This window comes from Mesorhizobium sp. M7A.F.Ca.ET.027.02.1.1, from assembly GCF_004022985.1.
GTDB lineage: Bacteria > Pseudomonadota > Alphaproteobacteria > Rhizobiales > Rhizobiaceae > Mesorhizobium.
This window is the reverse complement of record NZ_RZOL01000111.1, coordinates 1-15,975: the sequence shown is the minus strand read 5'-3', so window position 1 is coordinate 15,975 and position 15,975 is coordinate 1. Positions and strand designations below refer to the sequence as shown.

General features: G+C 63.4%; 13 protein-coding genes. All 13 read left to right on the top strand.

Annotated elements, in window-relative coordinates:
- Positions 1–543 (top strand): thiamine pyrophosphate-dependent enzyme (locus EN749_RS14645; RefSeq protein WP_245477110.1); only part of this gene is annotated, 543 nt, incomplete at its 5' end.
- Positions 540–2,633, top strand: a complete 2,094-nt coding sequence (locus tag EN749_RS14640; protein ID WP_128363405.1) for a hydantoinase/oxoprolinase family protein — start codon at positions 540–542, stop codon at positions 2,631–2,633. The genes EN749_RS14645 and EN749_RS14640, both read left to right, overlap by 4 nt.
- Positions 2,630–4,249, top strand: a complete 1,620-nt coding sequence (locus tag EN749_RS14635; RefSeq protein WP_128363404.1) for a hydantoinase B/oxoprolinase family protein — start codon at positions 2,630–2,632, stop codon at positions 4,247–4,249. The genes EN749_RS14640 and EN749_RS14635 overlap by 4 nt, the downstream gene beginning before the upstream one ends.
- Positions 4,246–5,448: a pyridoxal phosphate-dependent aminotransferase gene (locus EN749_RS14630; protein WP_128363403.1), complete on the top strand. Its 1,203-nt coding sequence runs from the start codon at positions 4,246–4,248 to the stop codon at positions 5,446–5,448. Before EN749_RS14635 ends, EN749_RS14630 begins: the two co-directional genes overlap by 4 nt.
- Before the next feature lie 3 nt (positions 5,449–5,451).
- Complete coding sequence (locus EN749_RS14625) at positions 5,452–6,264, top strand: NAD(P)-dependent oxidoreductase (protein ID WP_127408347.1); 813 nt, start codon at positions 5,452–5,454, stop codon at positions 6,262–6,264.
- 352 nt (positions 6,265–6,616) lie between these two features.
- Complete coding sequence (locus EN749_RS14620; protein WP_013529641.1) at positions 6,617–6,841, top strand: alkylphosphonate utilization protein; 225 nt, start codon at positions 6,617–6,619, stop codon at positions 6,839–6,841.
- A gap of 259 nt (positions 6,842–7,100) precedes the next feature.
- Complete coding sequence (locus tag EN749_RS14615) at positions 7,101–7,403, top strand: DUF982 domain-containing protein (protein ID WP_127269540.1); 303 nt, start codon at positions 7,101–7,103, stop codon at positions 7,401–7,403.
- Between the two features lie 446 nt (positions 7,404–7,849).
- Entirely contained in the window at positions 7,850–7,939 is a 90-nt protein-coding gene (locus EN749_RS14605) for a K(+)-transporting ATPase subunit F (protein WP_032808122.1), read from the top strand.
- Positions 7,940–7,959: 20 nt separating this feature from the next.
- Entirely contained in the window at positions 7,960–9,663 is a 1,704-nt protein-coding gene (gene kdpA, locus EN749_RS14600) for a potassium-transporting ATPase subunit KdpA (RefSeq protein ID WP_127273222.1), read from the top strand.
- A 219-nt stretch (positions 9,664–9,882) separates the two neighbouring features.
- Positions 9,883–11,976 (top strand): potassium-transporting ATPase subunit KdpB, encoded by a 2,094-nt coding sequence (kdpB, locus tag EN749_RS14590; RefSeq protein ID WP_128363401.1) that lies wholly within the window; start codon positions 9,883–9,885, stop codon positions 11,974–11,976.
- A gap of 12 nt (positions 11,977–11,988) precedes the next feature.
- Positions 11,989–12,555, top strand: coding sequence for a potassium-transporting ATPase subunit KdpC (gene kdpC, locus EN749_RS14585; RefSeq protein ID WP_128363400.1), 567 nt, complete (start codon positions 11,989–11,991; stop codon positions 12,553–12,555).
- 54 nt (positions 12,556–12,609) lie between these two features.
- Positions 12,610–15,345, top strand: coding sequence for a sensor histidine kinase KdpD (locus EN749_RS14580; protein ID WP_128363399.1), 2,736 nt, complete (start codon positions 12,610–12,612; stop codon positions 15,343–15,345).
- The coding region (locus EN749_RS14575; protein WP_145990920.1) for a response regulator transcription factor at positions 15,342–15,975 on the top strand (634 nt) is incomplete at its 3' end. The genes EN749_RS14580 and EN749_RS14575, both read left to right, overlap by 4 nt.

Genomic DNA, 15,975 nt, shown 5'->3' with positions numbered 1-15,975 from the left:
GTCATTCTCACCAACGGCGCCGGCAATTTCACCGTCTGGCCGAACAAGTTCTTCAAGTTCGGGCCGGACGCACGGCTGCTCGCCCCGCAGTCTGGCGCCATGGGCTACGGCCTGCCGGCGGCAATTGCCGCCAAGGTTGCGTTTCCAGAACGCACGGTCGTCTGCTTTGCCGGCGACGGCGACTTCCAGATGAATTGCCAGGAACTCGGAACCGCCATGCAGGCTGGCGCGCAGCCGATCGTGCTGATCCTCAACAACGGCATCTACGGCACGATCCGCGCCCATCAGGAGCGCCACTATCCGGCGCGCGTTTCGGGCACGTCGCTCGAAAACCCTGATTTCGTGACACTGGCTAAGGCCTATGGCTTCCATGCCGAGCGGGTCGAGGCGACGCGCGATTTCGCGGCGGCGTTCGATCGGGCGCTCGGATCCGTGACGGGAGCGGTCCTCGACATCGCCATATCTCCCGAAGCGCTGACGCCCCGACAGACCCTTTCCCAGATGCGTGACGCCGCGCTCGCTTCCCAGAAGGCCAAGGCATGACCTCCAAAGACGACATCCGTCTCGGCGCGGACATCGGCGGCACGTTCACCGACGTCGCGCTCGACCTCAGGGGAACGATCTTCTCCACCAAGGTGTTGACCAATTACGCGGCGCCCGAGCAGGCGATCCTGGACGGCATTGCCGTCGTCACGCGCGATGCCGGCATCGCGCTTGCCGAGATCGGCATCATCATCCACGGCACGACGCTGGCGACGAATGCGCTCATCGAACGCCGTGGCGCCAAGACCGCGCTGGTCACCACCGAAGGGTTCCGCGATGTCATCGAGATGCGCACCGAAAACCGTTTCGAGCAGTATGACCTCGACCTGCAGCTGCCGGCGCCGCTAATCCCGCGCGAGCACCGTTTCACGGTAAAGGGCCGGATCGGTGCGGAAGGCCAGGAGCTTCAACCGCTCGACGAAGCCGCCCTGGAAGGCATTGCCGACCGGATCGCGGCCGGCGGCTTCGGCTCCGTGGCGATCGGCTTCATCCATGCCTACACCAACCCTGATCATGAGCGCCGGGCACGCGCTATCCTGTCCCGCAAGCTTACCATCCCGATTTCGATCAGCGCCGAAGTCTCGCCGCAGATGCGCGAGTTCGAACGCTTCAACACGGTCTGCGCCAACGCCTATGTGCGGCCGCAGATGGCGGACTATCTCGCGCGTTTCCAGACCCGCTTGAAGGAGATGGGCGCCGAGTGCCCGGTCTTCATGATCCATTCGGGCGGCGGTCTGATCTCGGTGGAGACGGCCTCGGAATTTCCCGTGCGCCTCGTTGAGTCCGGCCCGGCCGGCGGCGCCATCTTCGCCGCTGACATCGCCAGGCGATTCGGCCTGGAAAAGGTCGTCTCCTATGACATGGGCGGCACCACTGCAAAGATCTGCCTGATCGAGGATTATGCGCCGCGCACCGCCAGAACCTTCGAAGTGGCGCGTACCTATCGCTTCTGCAAAGGTTCCGGCATGCCGATCTCCATTCCCGTGATCGAGATGATCGAGATCGGCGCCGGCGGCGGCTCGATCGCCTGGGTCGACGCCATGGGCCGCATCCAGACCGGTCCCGAAAGTGCCGGATCGGAACCTGGCCCGGCCTGCTACGGCCGCGGCGGCAGGCGCCCGGCCATCACAGATGCCGACCTGGTGCTCGGCAAGCTCGATCCCGACAATTTCGCTGGCGGCGCCATCAGGCTGGACTCGCCCGCATCCGAACAGGCGATCCTGCGCGATGTCGGCGAACGCCTGTCGCTCGATGCCATGGCGACGGCCTTCGGCATCTGCGAGGTGGTGGACGAGAACATGGCCAATGCCGCCCGCGTCCATGCCGTCGAAAACGGCAAAAACATTTCCGACAACGTGATGATCGCCTTCGGTGGCGCGGCCCCGCTTCACGCCGCAAGGCTTTGCGAGAAACTCGGCATCGACCAGTGCATCGTCCCCAAGGGCGCGGGCGTCGGGTCGGCGATCGGCTTCCTCAAGGCTCCGTTCGGCTACGAAGCCCTGGCATCCCGGCTGACGCGGCTGTCGCAGTTCAAGCCGGCCGAGGCCAATGCTTTGCTCGACGACCTCAAAGTGTCAGCCGAAAGCTTCGTGCGGGCAGGGGCCAACGGTGCGATCACATGCGAAATCACCGCCTTCATGCGCTACGCCGGCCAGGGCTGGGAAATCCCCGTGCCGCTGCCGGACGAGCCGTTCGGCAAGGATGCCGCAACCACGCTCGAGGATTTGTTCCAGGCGAATTACCAACGCTTCTTCGGCCGCGCCATCGAAGGACTTGGCGGCCTGGAGATCGAGATCGTCACCTGGTCCGTGAAGGCGACGGATGTCCGGCCTGCTGTCGCCAGGCACGAGCTGATCACCGGCAAGCGGACCACTCAGCCGGCAACAAGCCGCGCGGTGTTCGATCCGGCCAGCGGTGCGCCGCGGACCTATGGCATCGTCGAACGGGAGGGGCTGTGCACCGGCGATCGGGTGGTGGGCCCGGTCATCATCGTCGAACGTGAGACATCCACCGTCGTCACCACGAGCTTCGACGCCGTCATCCAGAGCGACGGCGCGATCCTTCTGATCCGCAAAGGCAGCCAGGCATGAGCGACATCAGTGAAATCCGCATGCAGGTCATGTGGAACCGGTTGATCTCGGTGGTCGAGGAGCAGGCCCTCACCTTGCTGCGCACGGCTTTCTCGACATCGGTGCGCGAGTCAGGCGACCTGTCGGCGGGCGTGTTCGATCCCCGCGGCCAGATGCTGGCACAGGCGGTGACGGGAACGCCCGGCCATGTCAACACCATGGCCGAGGCGGTGCTGCATTTCATGAACGAAATCCCGCGCGAAACCATGTTCGAGGGCGACACCTACGTCACCAATGACCCATGGTTGGGCACGGGCCACCTGCACGACATCACCATGGTGTCGCCGTCGTTCCTGAACGGCGAACTGGTTGCGTTCTTCGCCTGCACGGCGCATGTGGTCGATGTCGGTGGGCGCGGCTTCGGCGCTGACGGCAAGTCGGTCTACGAGGAAGGCATCCAGATCCCGATCATGAAGTTCGCGGAGAAGGGCAAGGTCAATCTCGATCTCGTCAGGATCCTGCGCGCCAACGTCCGCGAGCCGAACCAGGTCGTCGGCGATTTCTATTCACTCGCCGCCTGCAACGAAGTCGGCCACCGACGCCTCGTCGACATGATGAAGGAGATCGGCCTGGCATCGCTGGACGGGCTTGGCGAGTTCATCTTCTCGCGCACCCGCGACGCCATGGTCGAACGCATCAAGGCGATGCCCAAAGGCAGCTGGTCGAACGCGCTGGTGACCGACGGCTACGACGAGCCGGTGAAACTTGCGGCGACCGTCACGGTTCGGGACGCCGGCGTCGAGGTCGATTTCACCGGTACCGACCCGATGAGCCGATGGGGCATCAACTGCCCGATCATCTACAGCAAGGCCTATGCCTGCTACGCGTTGAAATGCGTGGTGGCGCCCGATATTCCTAACAATGCCGCGTCGCTCGCCTTCTTCACCGTGTCGTCTCCGGTCAACATCCTGAACGCCGTGCGGCCGGCGCCGGTGGCGCTCAGGCACATCTTCGGCCATATGGTTCCCGATCTGGTGCTCGGCGCGATCGCCAAGGCGATGCCCGGCAAGATCCTTGCCGAGGGCGCCGGCGCACTGTGGAACATCCATATCTCGGTTCGGCCGGTCTCCGGCGGTTCAGGCCGCCGCGCCGAGGTGCTGATGTTCAATTCCGGCGGCATGGGCGCGCGCCCCGGCCTCGACGGACTGTCGGCGACGGCCTTCCCCTCCGGCGTCCATACGATGCCGATCGAGGCAACGGAGCACACCGGCCCGATCGTCATCTGGCGCAAGGAGCTGCGGCCCGATTCCGGCGGCGACGGCGAGTTCCGCGGCGGGCTCGGGCAGGTTATCGAAATCGAGGCGATCGAGGGCCATGAATTCGACTTCTCGGCCATGTTCGACCGCGTCAATCATCCCGCCCATGGGCGCAACGGCGGCGGGCCTGGAGTGGCCGGCGTGGTCAGGCTGGACGATGGCACGCAGATGCGACCCAAAGGCTGGCAGCATGTTCCGGCCGGCCGTCGGCTGATCCTCCAATTGCCGGGCGGCGGCGGCTATGGCGATCCGTCCAAGCGCAGCATCGAGGCGCGGGCGAACGACCGCTCCAAGGAATACATTTCGGAGAACGGCAAATGAGCTACATTGCCTCGCGCCTGTCTGCGGTGAAGCCTTCGGCGTCCATGGCTGCTTCGCAAGCAGCCAAGGCCCTGCGCGCCAAGGGCGTCGATGTGATCGATCTTGGCCTGGGCGAGCCGGATTTCCCGACACCGAGCCACATCATCGAAGCGGCGCATTTCGCCGCGAAGGCCGGCCAGACGCTATACACGGGTGCCGCCGGCACGGCCGAGGTGCGCGAAGCCGTGGCCGGCAAGTTCCGCCGCGAAAACGGACTGGACTACACGGCGGACGACGTCGTCGTGGCCAATGGCGCCAAGCAGATCATCTTCAACGCGCTGATGGCGACGCTGGAGTCTGGTGACGAAGCGATCCTGCCGGCGCCCTACTTCGTCTCCTATCCCGAGATGGTGAAGCTGCTCGGCGGCACGCCTGTCGTTATCGAGTGCCCGGAAACTTCGGGCTTCCGGCTGACGCCGGAGTTGCTGGAAAAAGCCATCACGCCAAGGACGAAATGGCTGTTCCTCAACATGCCAGGCAATCCCTCCGGCGCCATATATTCGCAATCGGACCTGCGGGCACTCGGAGCGGTTTTGGCAAGGCATCCGCAGGTGCTGGTGCTTTCCGACGAGATTTACGAGCACATCCTGTTCGACGGACGCGACTTCGTCTCCTTCGGCAAGGCTTGCCCGGAACTCAGGGACCGCACCCTGATCGTCAACGGCGTCTCCAAATCCTATGCGATGACCGGGTGGCGTGTCGGCTATGCCGCCGGGCCGGCGCCGCTCACCCGGGCGATGGCGATCATCCAGAGCCAGTCCTGCACGTCCGTCTGCTCGATCGCGCAAGCGGCGACGGTGGCCGCGCTCAACGGCCCCCAGGACGAGGTGGCACGCTTTCGGCAGGCGTTCGAGGCGCGCCGCGACCTTGTCGTCGACGGCATCAGGCGGATCAACGGTCTTACGCTTTCGCCACCGGAAGGCGCCTTCTATGCCTATATCGGCTGCGCCAGCCTGATCGGCCGCAGGACCCCAAAAGGCGTCGTGCTTGAGGACGACACGGCAGTGGCGAATTATCTCCTGAACGAAGGGCGCGTGGCCTCGGTGCCGGGCGCCGCCTATGGACTTTCCCCCTATTTCCGCATCTCGACCGCGACCGGCGAAGAGGTGCTGACCGAAGCGATCGCGCGCATCAACGCCGCCGTCGCGCAAGTGGAGTAAATCATGCCGCATTACGAACGCATCCTGATCACCGGCGCGGCCGGCCGCCTCGGTTCGGAACTGCGAAAGGGGCTGGTGCCGCTGGCAAAAACGATCCGCCTGGCCGGCCGCGAACCGTTCGGCGATCTTGCTCCACACGAGGAAGAAGCGGTCTTCGACCTCGCCGATATGGAGGCGACGATTGCCGCCACCAAGGATTGCGACGCGATCGTGCATTTCGGCGGCGCACCACTCGAATGCGAATGGCAAACCATCCTGGATTCCAGCATCCGCGGCTCCTATCACATCTACGAGGGCGCCCGGAAACACGGGGTGAAACGAGTCATCTATGCCTCCTCCGTGCATGCCGTCGGCTATCACGAGGTCGAGGCGCATATCGGCGTCGACGCGCCGGTGCGTCCCGACAGCCTCTATGGCGTGTCGAAGAACTTCGTCGAGAGCCTGAGCCGGCTTTACTGGGACAAGTTCGGCATCGAGACGGCGTGCCTGCGCATCTTTTCGTCCTTCCCCGAACCGGCGGACCGTCGCATGCTGTGGTCATACCTCTCCTTCGCCGATTGTGTGCGTCTGGTCGAGGCAGCTCTCACCGCGCCGCGCGTCGGCCATACGATCTCCTTCGGCCTTTCCGACAACAAGGTGAAAACGGTCGACAACAGCGGCGCCAACCATCTGGGGTTTTCTCCGCAGGATAGTGCCGAGCCGTTCCGCGCCGCGGTCGAGGCGAAAACGCAGGTTCCGGATCCCAAGGCGCCATCGGTGAAGTATCTGGGCGGGTGGTTCTGCGAGCTTGGCCATCCGGACGACAAACAGGCGTAGCTGCCAATCCGCTCGATGGCGCAGAGCGGAAGCCGAGATGCGGCAGGCGACGGATTCACGCGTGGTGGCGGAGATCGAGGAGGTTGTCGGCGGCGCCGGCTTCGATGTGCCACGCCGACCACGGTCATGGATCAGATCTGGCAGCGGTACCTGCAGACGATGCCGGACTTCCCCCAAGCGTTCATCCACCTTGGGCGTCGAAGACTTAGGCATTTACGTGCTGAGCGTCTTCTCGTCGCACATGTTCACGCCGCCCAGCAGATGGGCCCCCTGAAATTGACGGTTGCCGGTCGTCATCGGTTTTGGGATTCTCATCTGATCTGGTAGTGGGATCCAAATCACAGGAGATGGCATGCCGAACGATGTAATCGTGCGCGACAGCAATGGCGCTCAATTGAATGACGGTGATTCCGTAACGCTGATCAAAGACCTCAAAGTCAAAGGCACTTCGGAGACGATCAAGCGCGGCACGTTGGTGAAGGCCATCCGCCTGAACGGCAATCCCGGCGAGATCGAATGCAACACCAAGCAAGTGAAAGGCCTGGTGCTCAAGACCGAGTTCGTGAAGAAGGCGTGAGCCTCAAGGCGGCAAGCGATCTCGATGGCTCCTTCGGGATTTTGGAGAGCCTGCCGTCGCCAAGGGGGCTGCGGAGCCGTTGAGCGTCCGGCACGCGATCGTTGCGCTGCGAATTGATAACTTCGCCGACCAGGCACAATCAAAAAAATCGCCAAGTCCCAAGCTGGAACCTCCGGCCTCATTGCGCGTTTCACGGCGTCCCGTTCGCGGACCCGCCCGGATATCTCTCCAAGCGCGCGAAAAACCAGGAGCCCGCTTCATGCACGACAAGCTGTTTCATTCACCGGTCGCACTGTCGGTCGGCCTCGGCTTCAAGCGCGAGATTGCCTCGCTGGCCGAAATGCACGATTTCCTCACCAATTGGACGACCTCCCGCCGCGGCCCGCTTTACCGAAACGCGGTGGAGACATGTGATCTGGCCGTTCCAGGTTATGTGAGCGTCGAGCAGGCGCGTCGGGCGTTGCTCGAATTCGCGCAAGCCGCCGGCATCCTGTGGCCGGACCTCGAGCCGGTGGCGGGCGTGCACGCCGTTGCGCGTGGCTATGGCGGCTACGCCGCCTGAAGATTGATGTTCTCCGTGGCGGCTAAAGCCACACCACCATAGAAAGCCCGGCTGGCCCTCAGCCGGGCTTTCGCGTTTCCGGCAGCTCGCAAGGAAATCGCAATCCTGTAGCCGTGTGTCTTGGGCGACAATCCCTGCGTGGAGTGTCGGGAAGAGCCCGCGCAAAAATCTTTATGAAATTCCTATTTCTTTCCACTGCGCCCCGTCTCGAACCTTTATGGCGATCGGGTCCATATTCCTTTCAGAAAATACAACCGGTTCCGTCGCCAAAGGTGCGACGGGACTTTCGAGATATTGCGAACTCTCCTGTCAAATCCGCAAAGTACAAAAGAAAAAAAGGAATAAACACAATGGATATGGCCGTTATCGGAATCGGAATTTTGTTCTTTGCCCTTTGTTTCGCCTACATAAAATCTTGTGACGCGCTCTAGAGCGAGGCTGAAAAAATGATCGTCGACTATATTCTCGGTGGCGGCGTTACGCTGTTCCTGCTCGCCTACCTGACATACGCCCTCGTTCGTCCAGAACGCTTCTGAAGGCACGGAAAGCCACACCCATGACACTGAACGGTTGGATACAGATCCTGGTCTATTGCGGGATCGTCGTTTTGCTGGTGAAGCCGCTCGGCGGCTACATGCACCGCGTCTTCAACGGCGACCGCACGCTGCTTTCGCCGGTCCTTCGCCCGCTTGAGCGTGGGCTTTATCGTATTTGCGGAACCAGCGAACGCGAGGAACAGCACTGGACCACCTACGCGGTCGCCCTGCTGCTCTTCAATCTCGCCGGCTTCCTGGTGCTTTATGCGCTGCAGCGTCTGCAGGGCAGCCTGCCTTACAACCCTGCCGGCATGACAGCGGTTGAACCAGGGTTGGCCTTCAACACCGCCGCCAGCTTCATGACCAATACCAACTGGCAGAACTATGGTGGCGAGAGCACGATGTCCTATCTCGTGCAGATGGCCGGGCTGACGGTGCAGAACTTCGTTTCGGCGGCCACCGGCATTGCCATCGCCATTGCGCTGATCCGCGGCTTTGCCCGGGCGTCCGGCAAGTCGATCGGCAATTTCTGGGTCGATATGACCCGCTCCACACTCTATCTGCTGCTGCCGTTCTGCATCGTGCTGACGCTGGTCTATGTCTGGCTCGGCATGCCGCAGACGCTCGGCGCCTACGTCAACGCCACGACGCTGGAAGGCGCGCAGCAGACCATCGCCGTCGGCCCGGTCGCTTCGCAGGTGGCCATCAAGATGCTCGGCACCAATGGCGGCGGTTTCTTCAACGCCAATGCCGCGCACCCGTTCGAGAACCCCGACGCGATCTCCAACCTGATCCAGATGGTGTCGATCTTCGCCATCGGCGCCGCCTTGACCAATGTCTTCGGCCGCATGATCGGCAACCAGCGCCAGGGCTGGGCGATCCTCTCGGCCATGGGCGTCATGTTCATCGCCGGTGTCGCCATCTGCTACTGGGCGGAAGCCGCCGGCAACCCGCTGGTGCATGCGCTGGGCATCGACGGCGGTAACATGGAGGGCAAGGAGAGCCGCTTCGGCATCGCCCTGTCGGCGCTGTTTGCCGTCATCACCACGGCCGCTTCCTGCGGCGCCGTCAACGCCATGCACGGCTCCTTCACCGCGCTCGGCGGCATGATCCCGATCATCAACATGCAGCTTGGCGAAGTTATCGTCGGCGGTGTCGGCGCGGGTCTCTACGGCATCCTGATGTACATCGTCGTTGCCGTCTTCGTCGCCGGCCTGATGGTTGGCCGCACGCCCGAGTATCTGGGCAAGAAGATCGAGGCCAAGGAGGTCAAGATGGCTATGCTGGCCATACTGTGCCTGCCGCTGGCGATGCTGATCTTCACGGCCATCGCCGTCGTGCTGCCGACCGGCGTGGCGTCGATGGGCAATGCCGGCCCGCACGGCTTCTCCGAGGTTCTGTATGCCTACACTTCGGCGGCGGCCAACAACGGTTCGGCCTTTGGCGGCCTCAGCGGCAACACGCCCTGGTACAACATCACGATCGGCATCGGCATGCTGATGGGCCGCTTCCTGGTCATCATCCCGGCGCTGGCCATTGCCGGCTCGCTGGTGGCGAAGAAAACGGTTCCGGCTTCCGCCGGCACCTTCCCGACCGATGGCCCTCTGTTCGTCGGGCTGCTGGTCGGCGTCATCCTGATCGTCGGTGGCCTCACCTTCTTCCCGGCGCTCGCCGTAGGGCCGATCATCGAGCACCTGGCGATGGCTCACGGGCAGACCTTCTGAGACCGACATGTCCTGGTTCAATGCTATGCGCCGCAAGGTCGGCCACAGGGACGATCACCGAAAGGAGGAGAGACCTCCTCCTTTCCCGACCCTGTCGACGTTTCTCGGCCTTGCGGCAGTCATGCTCGTCCTCTGGCTGCTGGCCTACGGGCCGCCGCATTTCCTTTCGGCATCCAATCATCGGGTGCCGTCCAACAACACCGAAGCCGGAGCTTCAAAATGAGCAACTCGAAATCAGCAAGCATCATGGATGCACGCATCCTGGTTCCCGCCATTGGCGGCGCCTTCCGCAAGCTCGATCCGCGCACGCTGGCCAGGAACCCGGTGATGTTCGTCGTTGCCGTCGTCTCGGCGCTCACCACGGTGCTGTTCGTGAAGGACCTGGTCACCGGAGGCGGCAATCTCGGCTTTACGCTGCAGATCATCATCTGGCTTTGGTTCACCGTGCTGTTCGCCAACTTCGCCGAAGCGGTCGCAGAAGGCCGCGGCAAGGCGCAGGCGGATTCGCTGCGCAAGGCACGCACCGAGACCCAGGCCAAGCTCTTGACCGGTGAGGACCGCACCAAATACAAACTCGTGCCCGGCACCAGCCTCAAGGTCGGCGATGCCGTCCTGGTCGAGGCCGGCGACATCATCCCGTCGGACGGCGAAGTTGTCGAGGGCGTCGCGTCGGTCAATGAGGCGGCGATAACAGGCGAATCGGCGCCGGTCATCCGCGAATCCGGTGGCGACCGTTCGGCGGTCACCGGTGGCACCCAGGTGCTGTCGGACTGGGTCCGCGTCCGCATCACCGCCGCCTCCGGCCATACCTTCCTCGACCGCATGATCTCGCTGGTCGAAGGTGCCGAGCGCCAGAAGACGCCGAACGAGATCGCGCTCAACATCCTGCTCGTCGGCATGACGCTGATCTTCGTGCTGGCCACCGCGACGATCCCGAGTTTTGCCTCCTACTCGGGCGGCTATATCTCGGTGACCGTTCTGGTGGCGCTGTTCGTCACCTTGATCCCGACCACGATCGGCGCGCTGCTTTCGGCCATCGGCATCGCCGGTATGGACCGTCTGGTGCGATTCAACGTGCTGGCCATGTCGGGCCGCGCCGTGGAAGCCGCAGGCGACGTCGACACGCTGCTGCTCGACAAGACCGGCACGATCACACTCGGCAACCGCCAGGCGACGCAGTTTCGCCCGGTCAAGGGCGTCACCGAACAGGAACTGGCCGACGCGGCTCAGCTAGCCTCGCTCGCCGACGAGACGCCGGAAGGCCGCTCGATCGTCGTGCTGGCCAAGGAGAAATACGCCATCCGCGCCCGCGACATGGCAACGCTGCACGCCACTTTCGTGCCCTTCACAGCGCAGACCCGTATGAGCGGCGTCGACATCGATGGTTCATCGGTGCGCAAGGGCGCCGTCGATTCCGTGCTTGCCCATGTCAACCAGTCGGCAGCCGCCGCCCATGGCACGCGCCCAAGCAGCGAATCCATCCGCGATCTCCAGTCCATCGCCGACGAGATCGCCAAGTCCGGCGGCACGCCGCTGGCGGTCGAACGCGACGGGCGCCTGCTCGGCGTCATCCACCTCAAGGACATCGTCAAGGGCGGCATCAGCGAGCGTTTCACCGAACTGCGCCGCATGGGCATCCGCACGGTGATGATCACCGGTGACAACCCGATGACGGCGGCGGCGATCGCCGCGGAAGCCGGCGTCGACGACTTCCTCGCGCAGGCCACACCGGAGGACAAGCTGAAGCTGATCCGCGACGAACAGGCCAAGGGTAAGCTGGTGGCCATGTGCGGCGACGGCACCAACGATGCACCCGCCCTTGCACAAGCCGATGTCGGCGTCGCCATGAACACCGGCACGGTTGCCGCCCGCGAGGCCGGCAACATGATCGATCTCGACAGCGATCCGACCAAGCTCATCGAGATCGTCGAGATCGGCAAGGCGCTCTTGATGACGCGAGGTTCGCTGACGACCTTCTCGATCGCCAACGACGTGGCCAAGTATTTCGCCATCATTCCGGCGATGTTCGCCGTCTTCTACGTCGCACCGGGACAGACGACCGGCCCGCTGCAGGCACTCAACGTCATGCATCTGGCGACGCCGCAAAGCGCCATCCTGTCGGCCATCATCTTCAACGCGCTGATCATCATCGCGCTGATCCCGCTGTCGCTGAGAGGCGTCAAATATCGCGCCATCGGCGCCGGCGCGCTGCTCAGCCGTAATCTTCTCGTCTACGGCCTCGGCGGCCTCATCGTGCCTTTCGTAGGCATCAAGGCGATCGACATGATCGTCACCGCGCTTGGCCTTGTTTAAGGAATTACGCTCATGTTCAAACAGATAAGACCCGCGATCATCATGATCGTCTTCTTCACGGTCCTGACCGGCCTGATCTATCCCTTGGGCATGACCGGCATCGCCCAGGCGATCTTCCCGCGCCAGGCCAATGGCAGCCTGATCGAGAAGGATGGCAAGGTCATCGGCTCCGAACTGATCGGCCAGGACTTTGCCAGCGACAGGTATTTCCACGGCCGCCCCTCGGCTGCCGGCGACGGCTACAACGCCGCCGCCTCGAGCGGCAGCAATCTCGGCCCGACCAATCCCAAGCTGATCGACCGCATCAAGGGGGACGCCGAGAAGCTGAAAGCGGAAAACCCGAACCAGCCCGTGCCGATGGATCTGGTGACGACGTCCGGCAGCGGCCTCGATCCCGACATCAGCCCGGAAGCCGCCTACTTCCAGGTCGCCCGGGTGGCCAAGGCCAGGGGGATCGATGAAGCCAAGGTCAAGGCGCTTGTCGATGCCCAAGTCGAGGGCAGGGAGCTTGGCTTCATGGGCGAACCGGTGGTCAATGTGCTCGGTCTCAACCTTGCGCTGGACGCCGCGAAACAGTGAATGGTGCGGGCCGGGGATCGACAGTATCCCCGGCGCCATCCATGATCGATCCCGATGCCGGACGACAGAAGCAACGACGCCAGACCTTCTCCCGACGCACTGCTTGACCATGCCGAGCGGGAAGGTCGCGGCCGGCTGCGGATATTCCTGGGTGCCGCTCCCGGCGTAGGCAAGACCTACGAGATGCTGATGTCGGGCCGCGCCAGGCTGACCGACGGCGTGGATGTGGTGATCGGTGTCGTCGAGACGCATGGGCGCAAGGAGACACTGGCCCTGGTCGAGGGTTATGAGGTCATTCCCCGCCGCAAGGTCGACTACAAGGGGCGCATCCTCGACGAGATGGATATCGACGCCATCCTCGCCCGGCGCCCGGCGCTGGTTCTCATCGACGAACTCGCCCACACCAATGCGCCCGGCAGCCGCCATCCCAAGCGCTATCTCGACGTCCAGGAAATCCTGACGCACGGCATCGACGTCTATACGACGCTCAACATCCAGCATGTCGAAAGCCTGAACGACGTCGTCGCCCAGATCACCAAGGTCAGGGTTCGCGAGACGGTCCCCGATTCCATCATAGACCAGGCCGACGATGTCGAGATCATCGATCTCACCCCCGACGACCTGATCAAGCGGCTTGAGGAAGGCAAGGTCTATTTCCCCAACACCGCGCAGCGCGCGATCGAGAACTATTTCTCGCCGGGCAATCTGACGGCGCTCAGGGAACTGGCGCTGCGGCGCACCGCGCAGCGCGTCGACGACCAGTTGCTGATCCATATGCAGGCCCACGCCATTCCCGGACCGTGGGCCGCGGGGGAAAGGGTTCTCGTCTGCGTCGACGCACGTCCGGGCGGGGCGGCGCGTATTCGCTATGCGCGCAGGCTGGCAGACCGGCTCCGTGCCCCGTGGACGGCGCTGCATGTCGACAGCCCTCGCTCGGCCAGCATGCCCGAAGCGGACAAGGATCGGCTGGCTACGAACCTGCGGCTTGCCGAACAGCTCGGCGCCGAGGTGACCACCATTCCCGGTCAGAACATCGCGCAGGACATTGTTCGCCATGCGACGGCGAACAATTTCACCCATATCGTGGTCGGCAGGCCGACCCGGTCGCGCTGGCGGGAATTGATCGAAGGTTCGCTCACCTACGATCTCATCCGCAATGCCGGCGACATCAGCGTCCATGTCATTTCAGGAACCGAACGCAATGCCGAGGTGACGTCGAGGAGTGTCAAGGCGGCGGACGAGCAGTGGCAGTTCGAGATCTGGCCCTATCTCAAGGCCACGGCCTTTGTCATCGGTTCGCTCGCCTTCGCCGTCGTTCTCGACCAGTTTCTCGACGTTCGCAACCTGGCGATCATTCTTCTCATCGGCGTACTGGCATCGGCGGTAACCGGCGGTCTGTGGCCGGCTCTGTACGCTTGTTTCGCCAGCGCCCTTGCTTTCAATTATTTCTTCCTGGAGCCTCGTTACACGCTGACGATCCGGGATCCGGAGAGCATCGTCGCGCTTGGCGTCTTTCTCGTCGTTGCGGTCATCGCCAGCAATCTGACGGCGCGCGTGCAGCGCCAGGCGGTCGCCGCCCGCTCGCGGGCGCGGGCCACGGAAGACATCTACCTCTTTTCAAAGAAGCTCGCCGGCGCCGGCACGCTCGACGACGTCCTTTGGGCCACGGCCTTCCAGATCGCCTCGATGCTGAAGCTGCGGGTTGTGCTGCTTTTGCCGGAAGACGGGACCATCACCGTCAAGGCCGGCTATCCGCCCGACGACACGCTGGCCGAGGCCGACATCGCCGCCGCCCGCTGGGCCTGGGAGCACAATCGTGCGGCGGGTCGTGGCGCCGACACGCTTCCGGGCGCCAAGCGCCTCTATTTGCCCTTGCGGACGGGGCGCACGGCCATCGGGGTCGTCGGCCTCGACAACGACAAGCAGGGTCCGCTGCTGACGCCCGAGCAGCAGCGGCTGCTTGACGCACTGGCCGACCAGGCGGCGGTCGCCATCGAGCGTATACAACTGGTTGCCGACGTCGACCGCGCTAAGCTCGCCGCTGAGGCGGACAGGCTGCGCTCGGCGCTGCTCACCTCCATTTCCCATGATCTGAAAACGCCGCTCGCCGCCATCATGGGCGCGGCCGGCACGCTGCGGGATTTTTCAGCAGCGCTTCCCGAACCGGACCGGGCCGAACTGCTGTCGACGGTGCTCGACGAATCCGAGCGGTTGAACCGCTTCATCGCCAATCTGCTCGACATGACCAAGATCGAGTCCGGCGCGATGGAGCCGAACTACGCCTTTCACTATGTCGGCGACATCGTCGGCTCCGCCTTGCAAAGGGCCAGGAAAATCATTGGCGAGCACAAGATCGAGACCGACATCCCCAAGGATTTGCCGATGTTGAAGGTCGACCCGGTGCTGTTCGAGCAAGCGTTGTTCAATCTTCTCGACAATGCGGCGAAATATGCCCCGGCAAGCTCGACGATTCGCATGCAGGGTTGGACCGACAATGGCTCCGTCCTGCTGCAAATCATGGATGAAGGGCCAGGCATTCCTCCCGGCGATCTGGAACGGATTTTCGACACGTTCTATCGAGTGCGCAAGGGCGACCAGATCCGCGCCGGTACGGGGCTCGGCCTGTCGATCTGCCGCGGCTTCGTCGAAGCGATGGGTGGCACCATCATGGCGGCAAACCGGACCGACGGTTCGGGCGCGGTGTTCACCATCAAAATGCCCAGGCCGGCAAATCCGCCCAATTTCGACGCTTCGAATACCGACGACCACGACGTGGGTGACCTGGCATGACAAACTCGAACGTCAGGATATTGGTCGTCGATGACGAGCCGCCGATCCGCAAGCTGCTGCGCGTCGGGCTCGGCAGTCAAGGTTATGCGGTCAGCGAGGCGCCGAACGCGAAGGTGGCGATCGAGCTGATGGAGGCGGAGAAGCCGGACCTCGTCCTGCTCGACCTTGGGCTGCCCGGCATGAGCGGTCATGAGTTGCTGCGCAAATGGCGCGACGATGGTCTCGACATTCCAGTGGTCATGCTGTCCAGCCGGACCGACGAGGCCGGCATCGTCCAGGCCCTGGAACTCGGCGCCGACGACTATGTCACCAAACCTTTCGGCATGAACGAGCTGGTGGCGCGCATTCGCGTGGCGCTCCGCCACAAGTTCCAGCAACAGGGCGAGAAGCCGATTTTCCAGACCGGCGATCTCAGCGTCGACCTGGTCAAGCGCATCGTCAAGGTCGAGGGCAAGGAGGTAAAGCTGTCGCCGAAGGAATACGACATCCTGCGCATGCTGGTGCAGCACGCCGGCAAGGTGCTGACCCATCATTTCCTTTTGAAGCAGGTCTGGGGCGATTCGACCGATGTGCAGTATCTCAGGGTCTATGTCCGGCAGCTCAGGCAAAAGATCGAGAAGAGCCCCGACC